The sequence below is a fragment of the Streptococcus sinensis genome (assembly GCF_000767835.1).
Classification (GTDB): domain Bacteria; phylum Bacillota; class Bacilli; order Lactobacillales; family Streptococcaceae; genus Streptococcus; species Streptococcus sinensis.
Map to the genome: position 1 here is coordinate 13,983 of NZ_JPEN01000099.1, position 21,536 is coordinate 35,518.

The window sequence follows — 21,536 nt, forward strand, 5'->3', positions numbered from 1 at the left end:
ATAGTTTTGTGGCAACTTAGGCCTAGTCTAGCCACTTTTCCTATAGATTCATGGCAACTTAGGTCTAGGCTGGTTACTTTTCCTATAAATTCATGACAATCTAGACCTCGAACGATCTTTTCATTTCTGTTTATAGGATAAATCGCTCTTCGGTCAACCTGTCGTCAAAAGTAAGTGTCGGATGAGGGGAAAATTTTGTGTCTTTTCCTTTTGAAGGAGAGGAGGAAGAGTTAGCAAGAGGATATATTTTTTGGGGATAAATTGAAATAAAAAGTACAACCTTTTTAAAACTTTATCTCTAAGTGCTTTAAATGCTGTCTTGTGACTCAGGCATTTTCTGGGACGATGGTTAATAGCCAGTAGGTATCATTAAGTGATTTTTCAGTAATTGTTGCCAAATCAGTTTTCTTCGGGAAACACTCACGAAGAAGACCATTGGCAATCAAGAAAAAGGTGCTTGACTATCTTACTTAGATTCGAGTCTAGATCCAGCTTTCTCTTTCGCCCACAGTGTGATTTTGCAAGTTTATAAGCTGCTTGTGCTTTGTTGGGAGTTTAGTATGACGTTTCCATTCCCGACTAATGCTGGAAGGATGACGATGAAGTAATTTTCCGATTTGAGAAAAATTCAGTCCTTTTGTACGGTAAATCAGAATAGTTTCACGTTCATCTATGGTAAAATGGTGGTAGCTCATAAGATTTCCTTTCGTAACTAGTTGGCTCAATTCTATTTTACTAGAAAATCTTATGAGTTTTTATTGTGCACTTATATTGTAGATTCAAGAGTTAAAACTTCAAATGATACTTGCTTATCCTTTGAAAGGGATCTAAAATCATACATAAAGTTTTGGAATAAAAAATGATGTCTGAAAACCTTTACATTTTAATAGATAATCTGTATAATAAATACAGAAAACGTTTGCATACGTATTTTCTATAGGAAAAAATAAAGGAGTTTTTTTATTTATGAAAAGAAACTATCGTCTACAGTCTCGGACGAGTGAAAAGCGTCATTATTTTGGGATTCGTCGCTTAAAAGTCGGAGTAGCATCTGTCGTAATTGCATCTAGCTTCCTTTTTGGAGGTGCCCAGTTAGCCAAAGCGGATGAAACAAAGGCTACGACTAGCCCTGCAACGGAAGCAGTATCAGCTGCTAATTCGGAAGTTTTGCCTAAGCCAGCAGGTGAAGCAAAAGCCGAGGAAGTGGATAGTTCAGCTAAAAAAGAAAGTTCAGAACAGGGAAGCTTAGGGCAAGCTGCTTTAGCAGAGGCGGTGCCAAGTCAATCTCCTGAAAATACAGAGGTACAGGAGTCGAAAGGAGCTAGTGCAGCTCCAGAAGCAGCTGGGCAGGAAGCAACGGAAGCTGCAGTGTCTAGTGAAAAAGACAAACAAGAGGCTGTTAGTCAGCCACTTGCTTCGGAAGCTTCTGCAAAAGCTGCTATTGAAGAAGGTCATATTCGTTTCCATTTCAAAACCTTACCATCGCAGAATCTAGATAGTTTAGGCTTATGGACCTGGGATGATGTCGAAACACCTTCTAGTCAAAAGGGAGGTTGGCCGACTGGAGCGACCAGCTTTGCAACAGCCAAAAAAGATGATTACGGTTATTACCTTGATGTCAAGATGGCTGAGAAACGAAGCAAGATTAGTCTTTTAATCAATAATACGGCAGGCCAAAATATTACAGGTGATAAGACAGTTGAGCTGCTGAGCCCTCAGATGAATGAGGTTTGGTTTGACAAAGATTATAATCCTCATACCTCCGAGCCTTTGAAAGAAGGAATGCTTCGGATCAACTACTATCGTACAGATGGTCAGTATGATAAGAAATCCCTCTGGCTCTGGGGAGATGTGCAACATCCAGGTCAAAATTGGCCAGATGGCGTAGACTTTGAAAAGACTGGGAAATACGGTCGCTATGTAGATGTTCCCCTGAAAGAAGCTGCAAAGATGATTGGTTTCCTGCTCTTAGATGAAAGCAAGTCCGGCGACGATGTAAAGATTCAAAATCAGGATTATAATTTTGCAAATTTGGGTAAGACCAGCCAGATTTTCTTGCGTGATGCGGATCCAACGGTTTATACCAACCCTTACTTTGTCAATGATATCCGCATGACAGGAGCCCAGCATGTTAGCTTGACAGAGATTGAGGCGACCTTCTCTACCTTAGAAAATGCTAAAAAAGAAGATATTCTGAAAAACCTGAAAATTACCAACAAGGATGGCGGCGAAGTCGCTGTTAAAGATGTGGCTCTGAATCCTAAGAATAAAAGTGCCAAATTGATTGGTGATTTTAACCAAGCTCAGTCACCTTATCTCATCAAATATGGCAACGACCAATTCAAAACCAGCATGAATTGGCAACTGAAGGACAGTATTTACAAGTATGATGGCGAATTGGGAGCGCGTGTTTCTCAAGCGGGCAAACAAGTGGACCTAACCTTCTGGTCACCAAGTGCGGACCAAGTTGATTTGGTAGTCTATGACAAAGAAAATCAGAATAAGGTCCTTGGTCGCCTGGCTATGCAGAAAGGAGAATCTGGCACATGGACCAGCAGCCTGACGCCTGAGAGCGGTCTAGGAATTTCTGACTATCGTGGGTACTTCTATCATTATGAAATTACTCGCGGCGGCAAAAAAGTTCTTGTGCTGGATCCCTATGCCAAGTCTTTAGCCGCTTGGAACAGTGAAGATGCGGACAAGGGAGATGCCTACAAGATTGCCAAGGCGGCCTTTGTAGATCCAAGTGAATATGGACCAAAAGACCTGACCTATGCCAATATTCCGAACTTTAAGAAGCGGGAAGATGCCTTGATTTATGAGGCCCATGTTCGTGATTTCACTTCAGATCCAGCTATTTCAAAGGATTTGAAATCTCAATTTGGAACCTTCTCAGCTTTCATTGAGAAATTGGATTATTTGAAAGACTTGGGAGTGACCCACGTTCAGCTCTTGCCAGTTCTGAGTTACTACTTTGTAAATGAGCTGAAAAATGCTGAGCGCATGGACAAGTACGCTTCCAGCAACAGCAACTACAACTGGGGTTATGACCCGCAAAACTACTTCTCACTGACGGGCATGTACTCCAGCGCGCCGACAGATCCAGCCAAGCGCATTGAGGAATTCAAAAATCTTGTCAACGAAATTCATAAGCGTGGCATGGGCGTTATCATGGACGTGGTCTATAATCATACGGCTAAGACATCTATCTTTGAAGATTTAGAGCCAAATTACTACCACTTTATGGATGCGGATGGGACGCCGAGAACTAGCTTTGGTGGCGGCCGCTTGGGGACTACTCACTATATGAGCAGACGGATCTTGGTGGATTCGATCAAGTATCTGACAGAGCAGTATAAGGTAGATGGTTTCCGCTTTGATATGATGGGAGACCATGATGCAGAGTCCATCCAAAAGGCCTTTGAAGAAGCTAAAAAGCTCAATCCAAATCTCATTATGCTGGGTGAGGGGTGGAAGACTTATGCAGGTGATGAAAATAAAGCTGTCCAGCCTGCTGACCAATCTTGGATGAAGTCAACAGACACGGTGGCTGTCTTCTCAGATGATATTCGCAACACCTTGAAATCTGGTTACCCTAATGAAGGAACGCCAGCCTTTATCACTGGCGGCAAACGCAATGTGGAAAATGTCTTCAAAAACATCAAGGCGCAGCCAACCAATTTCGAGGCAGATAGCCCAGGGGATGTGATCCAATACATTGCGGCCCATGATAATCTGACCCTCTTTGATATCATTGCCCAGTCAATCAAGAAAGATCCGGCAGTCGCTGCTAATAATCAAGAGATTCATCGCCGTCTGCGCCTAGGAAATCTGATGATGCTGACTTCGCAAGGGACACCATTTATCCACTCTGGTCAAGAGTACGGCCGGACCAAGCAATTCCGCGATCCTGCCTATAAATATCCTGTCTCCGAAGACAAGGTTCCAAACAAAGCGCATTTGTTGACCAATGAGGACGGCACGCCGTTTGAATACCCGTATTTCATTCATGATTCTTATGATTCGAGCGATGCGGTCAATCATTTTGACTGGATCAAGGCGACTGATGCGGAGAAGTTCCCTGAAAATGCCAAGAGCCGTGCCTATATGAAAGGCTTGATTGCCCTGCGCAAATCAACGGATGCCTTTACCCGCGGCTCCAAAGCAGAAGTGGATCAAAATGTGACTCTCATTACCCAGCCTGGCAAGGATGGCATTGAGAAAGAAGATCTTGTCCTTGGCTACCAAGTAGTTGCTTCGAATGGAGATATTTATGCAGTCTTTGTCAATGCGGATAAAAAGGAGCGAAACTTCAACTTTGGTGAAGCCTACAAACATCTAGCAGGCGCAGAGGTTGTGGCTGATGGCAATACCGCAGGAGTCACAGCTATTTCGAATCCAGCTGGTGTCACTAGAAACAGTAATGGTTTGACTCTAGCTCCGCTGACAGCGACAATTTTGCGGATTAAAAAGGCGAATCCAGCTCAAGAAGAAAAACCTCAAGACACCGCTAAAGACATTCAACAAGAACAGTCTGCTGCTTCAGCTAAAAATAGCACGCAAGCTTTATCAGCAAACGCACAAAAACCTCTTGCTTCAGGGGTCTCAGAGGTAAAAGAAGCGACCGGTCAGGCCGAAGATACTTTGCCAAAAACTGGTACAAGAGCTTCTCTATTGGCAGTTCTAGGTGGCTTCCTGATATTCTTAGCCGGCCTACTAACTTTTAGAAAGAGACAGTAACCATTCGACTCTGCAGTACAATGCTTCCTTGTGTAGCTTTGTGAGAAATCACTGTTTCGAAGGAACGATAGATAAAGAAAGACGACTTCTATTTTGGAAGTCGTCTTTTTTCAGTAATACGGGCTTGCGTCGCTATATAAAGTTTACACGCTTTTGCCCGGAAGCAGGCTGATTGGCAGGAAGTAGCCAGTTGAGGGTACTTCCTGATTGTTAATTTTTTTCAGCAGTAAATCTACCGAGAGTTTGGCAATATCCTTCAAGGGCTGTTTAATCGTAGCCAGTTGAGGATAATAATTTTCGACAAAATAGGTTCCGTCGTAGCCGATGATTTTTAAATCTTCAGGAATCTGTATGTTCAGTTCCTGAGCGACTTTCATCACCAAAATGGCTGTCAAATCATCTGAAGCAAAGATTGCATCCGGCTTGTTGTGGGTCAGAATGTGCTTGATTTCCATTTCTTTGCGGACGGGTGAGAAGTCACTGGAAACATTGATGATAGCAGCATCTGGCAGGACAGAGGCAAAGCCAGCATGGCGCAGGCCTGTTGGTGAGTTGGAGTTATCATTGCCAGTAATCATGATAATATTCTGAGCGCCTGCTTTGACCAGAGTCTGAGCAGCTAGTACCCCACCAGCGTAATTGTCCGAGGACACCACTGGAATATCGGGTGAAAGGTTGCGGTCAAAGGAGATGATGGGGGCTGTTACGCGATTGTAATCTTCGATTCCTAGGTTGTGGCTGCCGGAAATAATGCCGTCCACCTGATTGGCCTCTAACATCTCAATGTACTCGCGCTCCTTGTCAGAATCGTGCTCACTGTTGCAGATAATGGTTTTATACCCCTGCTTAAAAAGCTCGTGTTCCAGCTTGTCAATCAGCTCAGCATAGAAAATGTGACTAATATTCGGGAAAATAAGTCCGATTAACTTGGCGGACTTGCCCTGAAGACTGCGCGCCAGATTGTTAGGCTTGTAGGCCAACTCCCGCATGGCCTCCTCGACCCGAGAGATGGTTTTGCTGGATAAGTAACCTTTTCTATTGATAACGCGGGAAACGGTTGTGGGACTGACCCCTGCCAGTTTTGCTACATCAGTTAGTTTTGCGACCATAATCTAATTCATAGTAAGTACCGGTTGGATTGCCCTTGGTGATGGCAATGCCTGTCTGGTCTTCACCTGGGAAGACGCGACCGGAAAATACTTTCTCTCCTTTATTGATAAAAATTTCAAAGATGGATTTGTCGATAAAGATATTGACAGTTGTATCTTTGGTGTCAAGGCTGGTGCTGCGGCTGCTTCCAAAGTCTAGGGCATATTGTTCCCCTGCCTGACTGCGGTCGACGGTCACTTGCCCAGCCTTAAGATCGAAGTTGATGGTTAACCCCTTGCCGTCCTTATCTGCAAAAAGGACGATTTCATGTTCGGTGTCTGCTGCGAGATTCAGCTCTAGCTCGTAGCTATTCTTGCTCTTATCCAGCGCAGTGAAAGGCTGAGCATCCGCTCGTAAATCCTTGATGGCTGCGACTGGGTATTGATAGAGCTTGCCATCTTTCAGAGTTAATTCTTTCACTAGTGAAAAGGTTCCCTGATGGTCAAAGCGGTCAGACGGGTATTCCACATCTGGCAGACCTAGCCAGCTGACAGCAAAAGCTCGGCCGTCAGGAGCATTGAAAGCCTGAGTCGCGTAGCACTCAAAGCCATAATCCAGATTCTGAATCGGGCTTGGATTGAGCATTTTTGCTTGTTTTGTGTCAAACGATTGACCTATTTTATACATGTTTGGATAAATGTTATCATAGTCCAGAACGTCCTTGGACAGGCCTTGCGGGCAATAGAGCAGGACAGGCTGATCATTAATGAAGATCAGATTAGGGCACTCCATCATGTAGGCTGTCTTGTCATTATCAAAGTCCAAGTCACCAAGGGTTTCCCAGTTGGTGTAGTCATTGTCCACAGCCTTGTAGAGCTTGACATAGCCTTGCTTATCCAGATTTTGTCCGCCGACAATGGCATAGAATTGTCCCTTATAATTAAAAATCTGTGGATCGCGGAAGTGGTCGGTTGCTTCTGCCGGTTGCTCAATCAAGACCTTATCGATCTTCTCAATTTTCCCTTCTTTATCCAGCAATGCTCCGATTTGGTAAGGGTGGCGCACCCAGTTTTCGTCGCGGACATTTCCAGTATAAAAAAGGAAAAGCTTGTCATCAAACTGCATAGCAGAGCCAGAGTAGGCACCGTGGCTATCCAGTTTCGTATCTGGCAGCACTCGCACACCAGTTTCTGTGAAATGCACTAAATCATCACTTTCAAGCTGTACCCAGCATTTTAGACCGTGGGCTGCTCCAAAGGGAAAGTTTTGGTAGAAGACAATCCACTTGCCGTCAAAATATGAAAAGCCATTTGGATCATTTAGAAGCCCAGTTTTGGGTTCCACATGATAGGTGGCCCGCCAAGGAGATTTAGCGATATTGTCATTAATCTGTTGCAGTTCTTCTGCAGTCCAATCTTCGTAACGTCTGTAGCGTTTTTCAGTAGTCCAAGCCAATCTTTTGTCCTCCAATTATTTTTCTTACTTCTATAGTAAACGTTTTCCGCTCAAAAATCAACCTTTAACATTAAAAAAAATAAATTTCTGTAAAACGCTTGACATATTTTAGAGTTGTGATAAAATAATATTTGTAAAGGCGGTAAAATCGCTTTCAAAAAGTTTTACAATATTTTATAAGGAGATGTTTGCAAATGAATAATACTGAAATTGCAAAAAAAGTCATCGAAGCCTTGGGCGGACGTGAGAATGTCAACAGTGTAGCCCACTGTGCGACTCGTTTGCGTGTCATGGTAAAAGATGAAGAGAAGATCGACAAGGATACAGTCGAGAATCTGGAAAAAGTTCAGGGAGCCTTCTTTAACTCAGGTCAATACCAAATCATTTTTGGTACTGGTACGGTTAACAAAATTTATGAAGAAGTTGTAGCGCTTGGCTTGCCAACGTCATCAAAAGCTGAAATGAAAGCTGAAGCTGCCAAGCAAGGGAATTGGTTCCAACGCGCTATCCGTACCTTTGGTGATGTCTTCGTACCCATCATTCCAGTTATCGTAGCGACTGGTCTCTTCATGGGGGTTCGTGGACTGTTAACTGCGCTTGGTATGACACTTCCAGAAGATGTAACCACCTATACTCAAATCTTGACTGATACAGCCTTCATTATTCTACCAGGTCTGGTAGTTTGGTCAACTTTCCGCGTATTCGGTGGAAATCCAGCAGTTGGTATCGTTCTTGGTATGATGCTCGTTTCAGGTTCACTTCCAAATGCTTGGGCTGTTGCTTCTGGTGGTGAAGTGACTGCAATGCAGTTCTTCGGTTTCATTCCAGTTGTCGGATTGCAAGGTTCTGTTCTGCCGGCCTTCATTATCGGGGTTGTCGGAGCTAAGTTTGAAAAAGCTGTCCGTAAGGTTGTTCCAGATGTCTTGGATCTTTTGGTCACACCATTTGTAACCCTTTTAGTGATGTCTATTCTTGGACTTTTTGTCATCGGACCAGTCTTCCACGTCGTTGAAAACTATATCCTTATTGGTACAAAAGCTATCCTTGGCTTGCCATTCGGTCTAGGTGGTTTACTTATCGGGGGAGTTCACCAATTGATCGTCGTATCAGGTGTTCACCACATCTTCAACTTGCTTGAAGTGCAATTGCTTGCTGCTGACCATGCCAACCCATTCAACGCTATCATCACAGCAGCTATGACAGCTCAAGGTGCTGCGACTGTAGCCGTTGGTGTCAAAACTAAAAATCCTAAATTGAAAACTCTTGCTTTCCCAGCTGCTCTTTCTGCCTTCCTTGGTATTACTGAGCCTGCTATCTTCGGGGTTAACTTGCGTTACCGCAAACCATTCTTCCTTTCATTGATTGCTGGTGCCATCGGTGGTGGATTGGCTTCGATCCTTGGACTTGCTGGTACTGGTAATGGTATCACCATTATCCCAGGTACAATGCTTTACATCGGTAATGGACAACTTGTTCAATACATCCTGATGGTCGCTGTATCATTTGCCCTTGGTTTTGCTCTTACTTATATGTTTGGTTACGAAGATGAAGAAACTGTAACTGAAAAAGCTGAAACTGAAAAATTAGTTGAAGAAGAAACAACTGGCAATGTCCCAGCAGCTCTTCAAGATGAAACAATCATTTCTCCAGTTGTTGGTCAGGCTGTGGCTTTGGCTGATGTCAATGACCCTGTCTTTGCAAGTGGTGCGATGGGACAAGGGATTGCGATCAAGCCAACTGAAGGTGTTGTTTATGCCCCAGCTGATGCAGAAGTGACGATCGCTTTTGCCACCGGTCATGCCTATGGTTTGAAGACTGCTAATGGCGCTGAAATCCTTATCCACGTCGGAATTGACACAGTGTCTATGAATGGCGAAGGCTTTGATCAAAAAGTGTCTCAAGGTTCTACAGTTAAAGCTGGCGATGTTCTTGGAACTTTTGATTCAGCTAAAATCGCAGCAGCTGGTCTGGATGACACAACTATGGTCATCGTGACCAATACAGCTGATTACGCTTCTGTGACCCCAGTTGCGGCAGGAGCAGTGGCTAAAGGCGATGCAATTATTGAAGTGAAAGCCTAGTATTACTCATCGAAAATCAGTAAAAGAAAACGAACAAATGTCATGTTTGTTCGTTTTTTCTTGAGTGCTAAGATTTACAGAGGAAAATCTAAAATATAGAGCAATTTTCAATCTGGAAATATGCTATAATAAAGTATAAACAATACAAGAGGTGTTGAAATGACAAAATTGTACGGAAGTTTAGAAGCTGGCGGGACGAAATTTGTTTGTGCTGTGGGCGATGAAAATTTCAATGTTGTAGAAAAAACACAGTTTCCTACAACCACGCCGATTGAGACACTGGATAAAACGATTGCCTTTTTCTCTCGTTTTGACAATCTAGTGGGTCTGGCAGTCGGTTCTTTTGGTCCTATTGATATTGACCCTAATTCTGGAACCTATGGCTATATCACGACTACTCCAAAGCCACATTGGGCTAATGTGGATATCGTGGGAGCACTTCGTCGTGCTTTGAATGTACCAATTTACTTTACGACTGATGTCAATAGTTCTGCTTATGGTGAAGTTGTAGCCCGCAACAATGCTGGCGGCCGCATTGAAAATCTGGTTTATTATACGATCGGAACAGGAATTGGCGCTGGCGCCATTCAGCGTGGTGAATTTGTCGGCGGAACGGGTCACCCTGAGATGGGACACTATTATGTAGCCAAGCACCCGATGGATGAAGAAAAAGGCTTTAATGGCGTTTGTCCTTTCCACAATGGCTGTTTAGAAGGTTTGGCGGCTGGCCCTAGCTTAGAGGCGCGGACAGGTGTACGGGGTGAAAATATTGAGCTCAATAACTCTGTCTGGGATATTCAAGCCTATTATATTGCGCAGGCAGCTATTCAAGCGACGGTGACGTTCCGTCCAGATGTCATTGTCTTTGGTGGTGGTGTTATGGCGCAGCAACATATGCTAGACCGCGTTCGTGAGAAATTTACAGTTCTCCTGAATGACTATCTCCCTGTTCCAGATGTGCGGGATTACCTTGTCACACCGGCTGTAGCGGGAAATGGCTCTGCTACATTGGGGAATTTTGTCCTAGCAAAAGAAGTCAGCGAACGCCACGCAAAATAGGTAAAACAAGAGGTCTGAAATGTCAGGCCTCTTCTATCTGAGGTGAAATATGCAAAAAGCGATTGTCAAGGATATTTTCTTTTTACAGCAAAAATCAGCTCCTGCAACGAAAGACGACCTCTTTTTAGCTCAGGATTTGCAGGACACCTTGCTGGCTCATAGAGAGTCTTGCGTCGGACTTGCGGCCAACATGATCGGTGTTCAAAAGCGAGTGATTATTTTTATGTATGGCATGCTGTCCATGGTCATGTTTAATCCTATTCTCATCCAGAAATCAGGGCCTTATCAGGTGGAAGAAGGCTGTCTGTCACTGCCTGGAAGTCGGCAAACGACTCGTTACCAAAAAATAACGATTGAATATCTGGATCAGAATTGGCTAAAGAAGATCATCACTTTAGAGGATTTTTCAGCGCAAATCTGCCAGCATGAATTGGACCATTTGGAAGGTATCCTCATATAGGAAATGTATCTGGAAAGGATGGGAATAGAATGAAAGTATACAAGCGCGATGGAGCAAAATTTTATGCCATAGGCTTTTTCTTACTCTTTGCTATCTTTTTTATCATGGCTTTTGAATCTATGGATAAGGCCTCCCTTGAGTCAACAAGTCAAAATAGTAGCAATCAACTGGTTCATAGGACTTCTATCAGCAAGGAAGACCAAAGAAGCAGGTAGACTACTGAAGAAAGTAACAATATCTTCAATCCGCTCTATTGGGGGATGGGAACAGCCGCTATTTTTATGATAGTTCTAGGCTATATTTCGAATCATAAACCACCGATTTTAGAGATGGATGAGGTGGGAATAAGGCTGAGAGGCTTATCTGCTAAAAGAGAGAAGTACTTTTTGTGGCAGGAGATTGAGCAAATTGAATACGATATCTATCGATCTAGCATGACATCTTCAGAACCGACCAGTCGAATTTTATATTTCTATCCTAAAAATCAAGAGGAGAGCGCTGTCTCTTTAGACTTGGATGATGTGAAAAATACTAGCTTCAATGAACTTCATCAAGAAATTTCTCAACTTGCTCCTCATATCAAGTGGCTCTTTCCATAGAAATGAATGACGAGGGAGATTATTCTAGAGTAAGGATTTGCCCCTCTTATTTTAGGTTAAAAATATTAAGATTAAAAAACTTTCGATTGGTAGAACTGGGACTCTTGGTTCCAGTTTATTTTTCGTCAAAAAATAGTTCTCATAGAAACTTTTTTTCTTGACATCTATCTTTTTTGTGATAAAATAGTTCTCATGAAAACCAATTAGTTCTCTCGAGAACTAATATAGAAAGGAAGTTTGAATGGAAAAGCCGTTATTAGAAATGAAACACTTTGGCCGGCGAATGCAGCTGATGGTGGAAAAGCTTGCCAAAGACCAAGGTATTGAGTTCATGGCTGGGCCACAGGGGCAAGTTTTGCGTATTGTTGCCTGTCGTACGGAAGAGGGGAAGGACACTCTTATCAAGGATATTGAGCAGGAGTTGGATATTTCCAAGTCGGTGGCCAGCAACCTAATGAAAAGGATGGAGAAGAATGGCTTTATCCAGTTGGAAATGAGCAAGACAGACAAGCGGGCTAAATATATCCGTCTCACTCCGCAGTCTCAGGAGAACATGAGGAAAATTCGTGACTTTTTTGATGAAATGGACCGTCGTCTTTTGGAGGGGATTTCTGAGCAGGAATTACTGATTTTTTCTCAAGTGCTGACTAAATTTTATCAAAATATCGAAAGTCTAGAAAATGGAGGAAAAGATGTTTAAGTTATTTAAACGGCTGACGGCAAGGGAAGTGGGCATGATTCTACTCAGTGTACTCTTCACTTGCCTGACAGTATATCTAGAATTAGAGGTTCCGACCTATATTTCGGCGATTACGGAGCTGCTGCAGACGCAGGGAACGGCTTTAGCGGATTTGTGGGAACCTGGGCTGAAAATGGTTGGCTTGTCCTTTGCCAGCTTTTTGTCTGCTACTGTAGTTGGATTTTTTGCAGCTCGTCTAGCTGCCAGTTTTACGCAGAGTCTGCGGAGCGATATTTTCAACCGTGTGCTGGATTATTCACAGACGGAGATTAAGAAATTTTCAATCCCTAGTCTGCTGACTCGGACGACGAATGACATTACCCAGATACAGACCTTAATTACCATGGGGCTGCAGGTGGTGACCAGGGGACCGATTATGGCGATTTGGGCTATGACTAAGATTATCGGCAAGTCAGAGAGTTGGCTGATGGCGGTTCTCATTGCCGTTATAGTCAATATCCTGATGACAGCAGTCTTGATGACACTTGCCTTTCCCAAGCAGTCGGTTGCACAGCGTTTAGTCGATAAGCTAAACAGTATCACTAGAGAGAGTTTGACGGGAATTCGCGTAGTCCGGGCCTACAATGCTGAAGATTATCAAGATGAGAAGTTTGCGGCAGCTAACGATCAAGTAACCCGACTGAATCTCTTTATCAGTCGGTTGATGGCTATTATGAATCCAGTCATGATGGGGATTTCCAGTGGTTTGACTCTGGCGATTTACTGGATTGGTGCTTATTTGATTCAGGAGGCTGGGCTGCAGGAGCGTCTCCCACTCTTCAGTGATATGGTCGTCTTTATGTCCTATGCTATGCAGATTGTGATTGGATTCTTGCTCATGGGGGCCCTCTTCATCGTCTTGCCTCGGACCATTGTATCCGCTGGCCGGATTAATGAAGTGCTGGGTCTGCAGTCATCTATCGTAAGTCCGGAACAGCCTAAGGCAGCAGCGGATAGCAAGGGAGAAGTGGTCTTTCGAGATGTGTCCTTCCGCTATTCCAAGAATTCAGAAGCGGTCATTGAGCATGTTAGCTTTACAGCGCAGGCTGGTGACACCGTAGCCTTTATCGGCTCGACTGGTTCAGGAAAATCTACGCTGGTCAATCTCATTCCTCGTTTCTATGATGTGACAGAAGGAGAGATTCTGGTAGATGGTGTCAATGTTCAGGATCACCAGCTGGAAGATCTGCACAATAAGGTCGGCTATATCCCGCAGAAGGCGGTGCTTTTCTCTGGCGATATTGAGAGCAATCTAGACTTCGGTCAAAGCCAGGAAAGTCCACTGGATGCTCAGGCCATGTGGGAGGCTCTTGACCTAGCTCAGGCCAAGCCATTTGTCCAAGAGAAGGAAAAAGGGCTGAAGTCAGAGGTGGCTCAAAGCGGAACTAACTTCTCTGGTGGTCAGCGTCAGCGGTTGGCCATTGCCAGAGCTTTGGCTCGTAAGCCAGAAATCCTTATCTTTGACGATTCCTTCTCAGCCCTAGACTATAAGACAGACCGCATTTTGCGCAAGGAACTGGCCGAGCGGACGCAGGATATGACCAAGCTAATCGTGGCACAGCGAATCTCTACCATCATGGATGCGGATCAAATCTTGGTCTTGGATGCTGGTAAGGTGGTTGGTCAAGGTACCCACCGAGAGCTTTTGGCAAATAACGCGGTCTATCAAGAAATTGCCTACTCACAACTATCCAAGGAGGAATTAGAAAATGGAAAATAAGAAGTCTTCATTATTTAGCCAGATGCAGCCTTATCTCAAAGGCTTCCAGCTTCCTCTTGCTTTGGCATTTGTGGGAGCTGTCTTGTCAAACATTATTACGGTTTATGGACCAAATAAACTAAAGGAAATTACCAATCTTATCTCAGAGGGTCTGGGCAGCAGCATTGATTTAAAAGCTGTGTCAGAGATTGCCCTTCTGCTGACGGTACTCTATGCAGCTGGAGCTTTGCTAAACTATGGGCAGTCCTTTATCATTAGTTCGGTGATTCAGCATTTCTCCAAGCGACTGCGGACGGCCATTGCGGAGAAGATTAATAAACTGCCGCTGGGCTATTTTGACGGTCATTCGCAGGGGGATACTCTGTCGCGCGTGACCAATGATGTGGATACGGTCGGCCAGTCTCTTAACCAGAGTTTAGGAAGTGTTATTTCTTCTAGCCTGCTCTTAGTGGCTGTGGTCTTGACCATGTTCTTCATGAACTGGATCTTGGCCTTGGTAACGATCATTGCTAGTCTGTTGGGCTTTGTCTTTGTTGGTCTGATTATGGGCAAGTCTCAAGGGTATTTCACTGCCCAGCAAAACAATCTAGCCGCTGTTAACGGCTATGTAGAAGAGATGTACTCCGGTCATAATGTCGTTATTAGCTACAATGCTATCGAGCAGTCAAAGGAGCGCTTTGCGGTCCTTAATCACAATCTCTATAATAGTATTTGGAAATCTCAATTTATCTCAGGAATCATGATGCCGCTCATGATTTTCACAGGAAACTTTGCCTATGTGCTGGTTATTTTGGTCGGTGCGGCTCTGGCAATTGATGGTTCCATCAGTATCGGGGTTATCGTAGCCTTCATGGTCTATGTGCGGACTTTCTCTCAGCCTCTGTCACAGATTGCCCAAGGAATCACTGTCTTGCAACAGGCTGGTGCAGCTATGGGACGGGTCTTTGAGTTCCTGGATGAGGCAGAAATGGAAGCTGATGACCATAAGGAGCGCCAGCTGGAGACGGTTAAGGGAGACGTGGCTTTTGAAGAGGTCTTCTTTGGCTACAAGCCAGACCAGACCATTATTCATGATTTCTCAGCTCAGGCCAAGGCTGGACAGAAGATTGCTATTGTCGGACCGACTGGTGCTGGTAAGACGACCATCGTTAATCTGCTCATGAAGTTCTATGAAATTGACAAAGGACGCATCACCATTGATGGAATAGATATTAAGAATATGAAACGTTCCGAGGTTCACGATGCCTTTTCAATGGTCTTGCAGGATACCTGGCTCTTTGAGGGGACTATCCGAGAGAACTTGATTTATAATCAGGAGCATGTCACGGATGAAGCGGTCATTGCAGCAGCCAAAGCAGTCGGAGTTCATCACTTTATTCAAACCTTGCCAAAGGGTTATGACACGGTGCTGGATGATACGGTCAGTCTGTCTGTCGGTCAGAAGCAGTTGCTGACAATCGCTCGTGCTCTACTGAAAGACGCACCGCTCTTGATATTGGATGAGGCAACTTCATCTGTGGATACGCGGACGGAGGAGCTGATCCAAAAGGCTATGGACAAACTCATGGAAGGACGGACTTCCTTTGTCATCGCCCACCGCCTATCCACTATCCGCAATGCAGACCTCATCTTGGTTATGCGCGATGGAAATATCATCGAGCAGGGCAATCATGATGAACTCATGGAGCAGCATGGCTTCTATGCAGACCTTTACAACAGTCAGTTTGAGGAAGGCGAAGTAGCTTAAATTTAGCAATGAAATAGTCTACTATAGAATGGCACGGCTTAGGCTGTGCTTTTTCTGTAACTAGTGCATCGGTCGCTTCATTGGAAATTTAACAGTTAGATTTTGTGGTATTTTATTTAAGCAACATTTACAGTTTTATAAAAATATGATAAAATAGTTATAAATTTTAGTATATCTTAGGGAGGAAATCATGAAAAAATTTTTTAACTATCTTGTCATCTCTTTAGCTGTAGTTCTGCTGGTGGCATGTGCTCCTAAAAAAACGGGTGGGAACGGTGTTTCCGGTAATAATCATGTTGAAGTGAAAATTAAGGATGGTACTTATGTATTGCCCAAAGATGAGTCTTCGGATTCTAAGTATCTAGCTTTGAATGTTGAAATTAAAAATAAGAGTAATAAACAATTATATATCAGTGATAATGACATCACTCTTTATAATTCTGATGATGAAAAAATTAGTTCGATCAATGTCTATGATTCTAGTGACAAGTTCAAAACAATGTCTTATGAAAAGGTTGCTAAGGATAAGAGCGTTAGTGGTTATGTAGTATTTGAAGTAAATCCAAAGGATACTTACGAACTTCATTATTCTCCTCTGTACACAGATATTGGCAAGAAAGAGCCAGAAGAAGTCACCATCAAAGTTGATGCTAAAAAGTATGCGGATAATGTGGATAAAATGGAAGACTTGGCTAAAGAATATGTAGAAAAAGTCTTCTTGAGTGGAGACGCTTCAGGAAAAGCAGAAAATGTGAGTTCGAAGCAGTCCGATCAAGCGGTTGTGACAACCTTGACAACAAAAAATGATGACAAGAAAAAAGAAGGCAAAGCTGATCAATTTGTTCTAGGAGGAGACTTGGAGAAAGATCGAGCTAATTTCATGACAAGCTTTACCAAAGAGTTTGGGGAAGAATTCTCTTACTACACGCCATCAGAAGCTGAATTGCGGACATTTGCTGAAGCATACACTAAAATGAATGCGAAACGTGCAAAAGTAACTTACCAAGTGGCTTCTTTCTTGCCAGAAAGTGCGACAGTTTACGTTAGACCAGAAACGATTGGCCTAGAAAACATTCGGACTTACGACTTGGTCTCTAAATTTGTTAATGAGCATCGAGCAGAATATTCTGATTACAACGATGCATATAAGGCAGCAGAGAAATATATTTTAGAGCAAGCGCCTAGTCAGTTTGACAGTATTCCTTTGGTTACACCTAAGTATATGGAATCTGAAGGTTATGAGCTGAAATTCACGAAAAAAGATGGCAAATGGGTTGTCGATAGCTCAGATGATTATGGGTATAAATACCTTGTCCGCTCCTTCAGTGGAAGTCTGTATTAATGCTTAAAGGAAAGTAAATTTGTCTTATTATCAGCCACAGTGGTTGGTGATAAGCTAAGATCTAGAGAGGACCTGCTGGGTCTTCTCTTTTTAGATGTTTAAAGTTCAGCAAATGTCTGTTTTAAATTTGTCGACATTGCGAAATCCAAAAGCATTCGGCTTGAGGACTTTCATGAGAATGTTGGTTAGCGTTAAAATGGGGAAATCTGGAGTGTTGTTCTTCTTCTTTTGGGCTTTGATGAAGTTTTAAAAATAGGATTTTACGATTGAAGCTTGTCGGGAAGTACGCCAAAGAATTTTTCATCCTGCTTCTCTTAAAAATGGGTGAGCAGGAGTTGGTACAGTTGCTAGCCCTTCTTGAATTTTCTAAAATAGCTGAGTAGTGCATGATCATTCTTCGTGCAGTGCTGCTCTTGATTTTGGACGAGGTGACTTCTTCGGTGGATACGCGGACAGAGGAGTTGATTCAAAAAGCTATGGACAAACTCATGGAAGGCCAGACTTTCTTTGTCGCTGCTCACCGCTGACCACTATTCGCAATGCGGACCTGATCTTGGTCGTGCGCGATGGGCATATCATTGAGTAGGGCAACCATGACTAGCACATGGCGGTTTATAGCTTCTATGCTGACCTTTACAAGAGTTAGTTTAAGGAAAAGCAAGAAGCAAGCTAAAATAGAAAAATTGAACTCTAGCAATTTGAATGGTTGGAACTCTGTTTTTAGTATGGTATAGTAGATAGTAGAAATGGAGAAGCTCATGGAAATAGAGGTTTTAATGATGGCTTTTGACAAGAGTCGTATACCCCTGCTGGTCTAGAGCAAGATTCCAGAGCAAATGTTTGAAAAGTATGAAGGATAAGATGAAAGATTATCGTGTTTTCTATCAAAAGCTGACAGCTCCCTTGCGGCGACGTCCCAGCTTACTCAAAGTTTTGATTTGTTTTAACCGATTGATGACCCTGCTCATGCCCTTGGTTTATGCTGGAGTGCTATTCAATGCCTATCTGGTTGGAACCTGGCGAGGGTTGCTGCTTTATCTCTTGTTACCGGCGGCGGGGTTTATTGTTTTGTCGCTGGTTCGTCGGCGCATCAACCAGCCTCGGCCTTATGAGAGCTGGGACTTCAGCCCCTTACTGGCTAAGGATGTGTCCGGAGAATCTATGCCCAGCCGTCATGTTTTTTCCTCTACGATTATTGCCATGTCAGCCTTGTCACTATCTCCTTGGTTTGGTTTCATATTGCTGTTTTTGACGGCGCTTTTAGCACTGGTTCGAGTGCTTGGTGGAGTTCACTATCCTAAGGATGTCCTGGTCGGCTATGCCTGCGGGCTTTTAGTTGGCAGCCTTCTATATCTTTTTTGAAGATGTCATTTTTCCTATTTTGCTACATCAAAGTTGCGTGGTGTAGCTTTTGATTTGTCCAATTTCACTTATATCTTCTTTCGATTGATTTTTCTGGAGTATGATGTAAGAAAACGCTTTTTCTCAGAAAAGTGATATAATGAGAGGAGAATAAGGGGGTAAGTGTATGGCAAAAACAAGATTATACCTAATCCGTCACGGCAAAACGATGTTTAATACAATCGGGCGAGCTCAGGGCTGGAGCGATACTCCGTTGACAGCAGAAGGCGAACGCGGTATCCGTGAATTGGGGATTGGTTTGCGTAAAGCGGGTATTGATTTTAAACTAGCTAGATCCAGTGATTCAGGTCGGACGATTCAAACAATGGGGATTATCCTGGAAGAGCTGGGCTTGACTGGGAAGATTCCTTATAGGTTTGACAAGCGCATCCGCGAGTGGTGCTTTGGCAGCTTTGACGGGGGATATGACGGTGAGCTCTTTATGGGAGTCATGCCTCGGGTCTTTAATGTCGAGCATGTTCACCAGCTCAGCTATGCCGAATTGGCTGAAGGTTTGGTTGAGGTGGATACAGCTGGTTGGGCAGAAAACTGGGAAAAACTCAGCAGCCGCATTTGGGAAGGCTTCTCAGCTATTGCTGAAGAGCTGGAGGCTTCTGGTGGTGGCAATGCTTTGGTTGTTAGCCATGGAATGACCATCGGAACCTTCGTCTATTTGATAAACAGAAGCCGCCCTCATGGACTTGACAATGGTTCTGTGACCATAGTGGATTATGAAGACGGGAAATTCAGTGTTGCTTGTGTTGGAGATATGTCCTACCGTGAAGTTGGAAAAGAGGAGCTGGAGGCAGAAGCTTGAAAAGAGGTCACCATGCTAAGAAAAACTTTTCTTTGTATCGACTGATAAACTGGGTCTTGTTTTTAGGGCTTGGGCTTGGATTGCTAGTTGCTTTATGGCTATTTCAAGGGAAGGATCAACATGTCCAAAAACCTGCTGATGAAAATCTTGAGGTCTTGGAGTCGAATTTACCCAATGTTTCAGTTGATGACTGGGAATTGATACTGGTCAATCGCAGCCATCTTCAGGAAGATGCGCCCCCTCAATTGACTCAAATTGATGATATTCAGGTAGACAGCCGTATTGCTGAAAATACCAGAAAATTCTTGGCCGCGGCACAGAAAATTGCACCGGGAGAAACTTTGATTTCGGGCTATCGAAGTCGAGCGGAGCAGGCAGAAATTTATGAAGAAGCCCTAGCCTTGGCAGAGGAAGAGGGGCTTTCTCGACAAGAAGCGGAACAAGAGGTGCAAAAACGAATTCAGATTCCTGGCGCCAGCGAACATCAGACAGGCTTGGCTATTGATATGAGTGAGCCAGAAGGTCAGGAAGATGAAGTGGCCGATAAGATTGCGGAAATTGCTCCCAGATATGGCTTTATTCTACGCTATCCTGAGGGAAAAAGCGATATTACTGGAGTGGATTTTGAGAATTGGCACTATCGCTATGTCGGCGTAAAATCTGCTCAATACATGCAAAAGCATCATTTAGTCTTAGAAGAATACCTAGCTCTTTTAGAAGCCGCAGATAAGTGAGTTTTTTCTGAACTAATTTATAGATAAAAAATCAGCTTGCTCGTTTGAGCAGCTGATTTTTAACTTTTTTATTTTAAACCAGACCTTGGGCGATCATGGCGTTGGCTACATTTTCAAAGGCTGCAATATTGGCACCAGCAAGATAGTCCTTGCCAAGTCCATAAGTTTCAGCAGTAGTTTTAGCTGTATTGAAGATGTTGGTCATGATGTCTTTGAGACGGCCGTCAACTTCTTCGCGAGTCCAAGATAGGCGCAGGCTATTTTGGCTCATTTCTAGAGCGGATACAGCTACACCACCAGCATTGGCAGCTTTAGCAGGACCATAAAGGATTCCGTTTTCTTTGTAAACTTTGATAGCATCAAGGTCGCTCGGCATGTTAGCACCTTCAGAAACGACTTTAACTCCTTGGGCAACCAAACGTTTGGCCGCTTCCCCATTGATTTCATTTTGAGTGGCACATGGAAGAGCGATGTCGTAGTTACCAGCGTAAGTCCAGACAGAACCTTCATAGTAAGTAGCAGTAGCTTTTTCAGCAGCGTATTCTGTCAAGCGAGCACGGCGGTTATTCTTCACATCTGCTAGGAGGTCGAAGTCGATACCATTTTCATCAATAACATAACCATTTGAGTCAGACACAGAGATAACGGTAGCACCAAGTTCAGTTGCTTTTTGCAGAGCGTATTGAGCAACGTTACCTGAGCCAGAAATAACCACTTTTTTACCAGCAAAGCTGTTACCGTTAGCTTTGAGCATTTCTTCAGTGTAGTAAACCAAACCATAGCCAGTAGCTTCTGGGCGAATCAAGCTACCACCAAATCCAAGAGGTTTACCAGTCAGGACACCCGCATCAAATTGGTTAAGACGTTTGTATTGCCCGTAAAGGTAACCAATCTCACGTCCACCAACACCGATATCGCCGGCTGGGACGTCAAGTGATGGTCCGATGTATTTTTGCAATTCAGTCATGAAGCTTTGGCAGAAGCGCATGACTTCGGCATCAGTCTTTCCTTTAGGATCGAAGTCTGATCCACCTTTACCTCCACCGATTGGAAGTCCAGTCAAAACATTTTTAAAGATTTGTTCGAATCCGAGGAATTTCAAGATCCCTTGGTTTACAGTTGGGTGGAAACGCAGACCGCCTTTATAAGGACCAACTGCTGAGTTGAATTGCACGCGATAACCACGGTTAACTTGTACTTTACCTTCGCGGTCCACCCAAGGAACACGGAAGCTAATCACACGTTCAGGCTCAGTGATACGGGCCAAGATATTTTCTTCGATGTATTCAGGATGCTTTTCAAAGACTGGCTCAAGCGTACTGAGAAACTCTTCAACGGCTTGGAGGAATTCTGCCTCGTGTCCGTTGCGGGCTTTTACAGTTTCAAAAGTGCTTTGTATATATTCTTTAGCAGTTGTCATGGTGATTCTCCTTTGAAAGATTGTATTCTTACGGGGTCAATTATAGCAGAGATTTTTCCGCTTGTAAAGAAAAAAGTTGAATTTTCTGAAAATTCCCACGATATTTTTTCTGAAATATTCTTAAAAATTAGGG

16 protein-coding genes and 3 pseudogenes are annotated in these 21,536 nt (G+C 43.6%); 14 read left to right on the plus strand and 5 right to left on the minus strand.

The genetic code is table 11. The annotated features are described in order from the left end of the window. Positions 1 to 288: 288 nt before the first annotated feature. Both SSIN_RS10975 and SSIN_RS10370 read right to left on the minus strand, forming a co-directional pair. A pseudogene (locus SSIN_RS10975) lies at positions 289 to 440 on the minus strand (IS30 family transposase); the annotation flags it as partial. Further along, a pseudogene (locus SSIN_RS10370) lies at positions 430 to 695 on the minus strand (helix-turn-helix domain-containing protein); the annotation flags it as partial. The pseudogenes SSIN_RS10975 and SSIN_RS10370, both read right to left, overlap by 11 nt. Positions 696 to 966: 271 nt before the next feature. Between SSIN_RS10370 and SSIN_RS08415 the strand changes: the two are divergent. Further along, a complete protein-coding gene (locus tag SSIN_RS08415; protein WP_037617883.1) occupies positions 967 to 4,740 on the plus strand; it encodes a pullulanase in 3,774 nt (1,257 codons plus the stop codon). Between the two features lie 143 nt (positions 4,741 to 4,883). Here the strand turns inward: SSIN_RS08415 and SSIN_RS08420 are convergent, their stop codons facing one another. Both SSIN_RS08420 and SSIN_RS08425 read right to left on the minus strand, forming a co-directional pair. Further along, a complete protein-coding gene (locus SSIN_RS08420) occupies positions 4,884 to 5,849 on the minus strand; it encodes a LacI family DNA-binding transcriptional regulator (protein WP_037617884.1) in 966 nt (321 codons plus the stop codon). Beyond that, the gene (locus tag SSIN_RS08425; protein WP_037617886.1) at positions 5,830 to 7,284 is read right to left on the minus strand and encodes a sucrose-6-phosphate hydrolase; all 1,455 of its coding nucleotides are present in this window, start codon (positions 7,282 to 7,284) and stop codon (positions 5,830 to 5,832) included. Before SSIN_RS08425 ends, SSIN_RS08420 begins: the two co-directional genes overlap by 20 nt. Positions 7,285 to 7,478: 194 nt before the next feature. Between SSIN_RS08425 and SSIN_RS08430 the strand changes: the two genes are divergently transcribed. The 13 genes and pseudogenes from SSIN_RS08430 (at position 7,479) to SSIN_RS08485 (ending at position 19,983) form a co-directional block, all read left to right on the plus strand. Further along, positions 7,479 to 9,365 (plus strand): sucrose-specific PTS transporter subunit IIBC, encoded by a 1,887-nt coding sequence (locus SSIN_RS08430; protein ID WP_037617888.1) that lies wholly within the window; start codon positions 7,479 to 7,481, stop codon positions 9,363 to 9,365. Between the two features lie 159 nt (positions 9,366 to 9,524). Continuing rightward, positions 9,525 to 10,424, plus strand: coding sequence for a fructokinase ScrK (gene scrK / locus SSIN_RS08435; protein WP_037617890.1), 900 nt, complete (start codon positions 9,525 to 9,527; stop codon positions 10,422 to 10,424). 49 nt (positions 10,425 to 10,473) lie between these two features. Next, on the plus strand, positions 10,474 to 10,884 hold the full coding sequence (locus SSIN_RS08440; protein ID WP_037617892.1) for a peptide deformylase: 411 nt from the start codon (positions 10,474 to 10,476) through the stop codon (positions 10,882 to 10,884). A gap of 29 nt (positions 10,885 to 10,913) precedes the next feature. Beyond that, on the plus strand, positions 10,914 to 11,099 hold the full coding sequence (locus tag SSIN_RS10980) for a hypothetical protein (protein WP_244880087.1): 186 nt from the start codon (positions 10,914 to 10,916) through the stop codon (positions 11,097 to 11,099). A 45-nt stretch (positions 11,100 to 11,144) separates the two neighbouring features. Beyond that, positions 11,145 to 11,483 carry a hypothetical protein gene (locus SSIN_RS10985; protein ID WP_244880088.1) on the plus strand — a complete coding sequence of 113 codons (339 nt, stop codon included), beginning with the start codon at positions 11,145 to 11,147 and terminating at the stop codon, positions 11,481 to 11,483. 241 nt (positions 11,484 to 11,724) lie between these two features. After that, positions 11,725 to 12,183, plus strand: coding sequence for a MarR family winged helix-turn-helix transcriptional regulator (locus SSIN_RS08450; RefSeq protein WP_037617894.1), 459 nt, complete (start codon positions 11,725 to 11,727; stop codon positions 12,181 to 12,183). Next, positions 12,176 to 13,942: an ABC transporter ATP-binding protein gene (locus SSIN_RS08455; protein ID WP_037617896.1), complete on the plus strand. Its 1,767-nt coding sequence runs from the start codon at positions 12,176 to 12,178 to the stop codon at positions 13,940 to 13,942. Before SSIN_RS08450 ends, SSIN_RS08455 begins: the two co-directional genes overlap by 8 nt. After that, positions 13,932 to 15,689: an ABC transporter ATP-binding protein gene (locus tag SSIN_RS08460; protein ID WP_037617898.1), complete on the plus strand. Its 1,758-nt coding sequence runs from the start codon at positions 13,932 to 13,934 to the stop codon at positions 15,687 to 15,689. Before SSIN_RS08455 ends, SSIN_RS08460 begins: the two co-directional genes overlap by 11 nt. 190 nt (positions 15,690 to 15,879) lie before the next feature. Beyond that, positions 15,880 to 17,031, plus strand: a complete 1,152-nt coding sequence (locus SSIN_RS08465; RefSeq protein ID WP_037617899.1) for a DUF4352 domain-containing protein — start codon at positions 15,880 to 15,882, stop codon at positions 17,029 to 17,031. Positions 17,032 to 17,417: 386 nt separating this feature from the next. Continuing rightward, positions 17,418 to 17,614: pseudogene (locus SSIN_RS10375) on the plus strand (ABC transporter ATP-binding protein); the annotation flags it as partial. 278 nt (positions 17,615 to 17,892) lie between these two features. Further along, complete coding sequence (locus SSIN_RS08475; RefSeq protein WP_037617904.1) at positions 17,893 to 18,393, plus strand: phosphatase PAP2 family protein; 501 nt, start codon at positions 17,893 to 17,895, stop codon at positions 18,391 to 18,393. Positions 18,394 to 18,559: 166 nt separating this feature from the next. Next, positions 18,560 to 19,249, plus strand: a complete 690-nt coding sequence (locus SSIN_RS08480; RefSeq protein ID WP_037617905.1) for a histidine phosphatase family protein — start codon at positions 18,560 to 18,562, stop codon at positions 19,247 to 19,249. Beyond that, on the plus strand, positions 19,246 to 19,983 hold the full coding sequence (locus tag SSIN_RS08485) for a M15 family metallopeptidase (protein ID WP_037617907.1): 738 nt from the start codon (positions 19,246 to 19,248) through the stop codon (positions 19,981 to 19,983). The genes SSIN_RS08480 and SSIN_RS08485 overlap by 4 nt, the downstream gene beginning before the upstream one ends. Positions 19,984 to 20,056: 73 nt before the next feature. Here SSIN_RS08485 and gdhA read toward each other — a convergent pair whose 3' ends face one another. Next, positions 20,057 to 21,403 (minus strand): NADP-specific glutamate dehydrogenase, encoded by a 1,347-nt coding sequence (gdhA, locus tag SSIN_RS08490; protein WP_037617909.1) that lies wholly within the window; start codon positions 21,401 to 21,403, stop codon positions 20,057 to 20,059. Between the last annotated feature and the right edge of the window lie 133 nt (positions 21,404 to 21,536).

Coding starts and splice junctions, on each gene's coding strand:
- SSIN_RS08415 (WP_037617883.1), top strand. CDS start 967: ATGAAAAGAAACTATCGTCTACAGTCTCGGACGAGTGAAAAGCGTCAT.
- SSIN_RS08440 (WP_037617892.1), top strand. CDS start 10,474: ATGCAAAAAGCGATTGTCAAGGATATTTTCTTTTTACAGCAAAAATCA.
- scrK (WP_037617890.1), top strand. CDS start 9,525: ATGACAAAATTGTACGGAAGTTTAGAAGCTGGCGGGACGAAATTTGTT.
- SSIN_RS08420 (WP_037617884.1), bottom strand. CDS start 5,849: ATGGTCGCAAAACTAACTGATGTAGCAAAACTGGCAGGGGTCAGTCCC.
- SSIN_RS08430 (WP_037617888.1), top strand. CDS start 7,479: ATGAATAATACTGAAATTGCAAAAAAAGTCATCGAAGCCTTGGGCGGA.
- SSIN_RS08450 (WP_037617894.1), top strand. CDS start 11,725: ATGGAAAAGCCGTTATTAGAAATGAAACACTTTGGCCGGCGAATGCAG.
- SSIN_RS08465 (WP_037617899.1), top strand. CDS start 15,880: ATGAAAAAATTTTTTAACTATCTTGTCATCTCTTTAGCTGTAGTTCTG.
- SSIN_RS10980 (WP_244880087.1), top strand. CDS start 10,914: ATGAAAGTATACAAGCGCGATGGAGCAAAATTTTATGCCATAGGCTTT.
- SSIN_RS08455 (WP_037617896.1), top strand. CDS start 12,176: ATGTTTAAGTTATTTAAACGGCTGACGGCAAGGGAAGTGGGCATGATT.
- SSIN_RS08475 (WP_037617904.1), top strand. CDS start 17,893: ATGAAAGATTATCGTGTTTTCTATCAAAAGCTGACAGCTCCCTTGCGG.
- SSIN_RS08460 (WP_037617898.1), top strand. CDS start 13,932: ATGGAAAATAAGAAGTCTTCATTATTTAGCCAGATGCAGCCTTATCTC.
- gdhA (WP_037617909.1), bottom strand. CDS start 21,403: ATGACAACTGCTAAAGAATATATACAAAGCACTTTTGAAACTGTAAAA.
- SSIN_RS08480 (WP_037617905.1), top strand. CDS start 18,560: ATGGCAAAAACAAGATTATACCTAATCCGTCACGGCAAAACGATGTTT.
- SSIN_RS10985 (WP_244880088.1), top strand. CDS start 11,145: ATGGGAACAGCCGCTATTTTTATGATAGTTCTAGGCTATATTTCGAAT.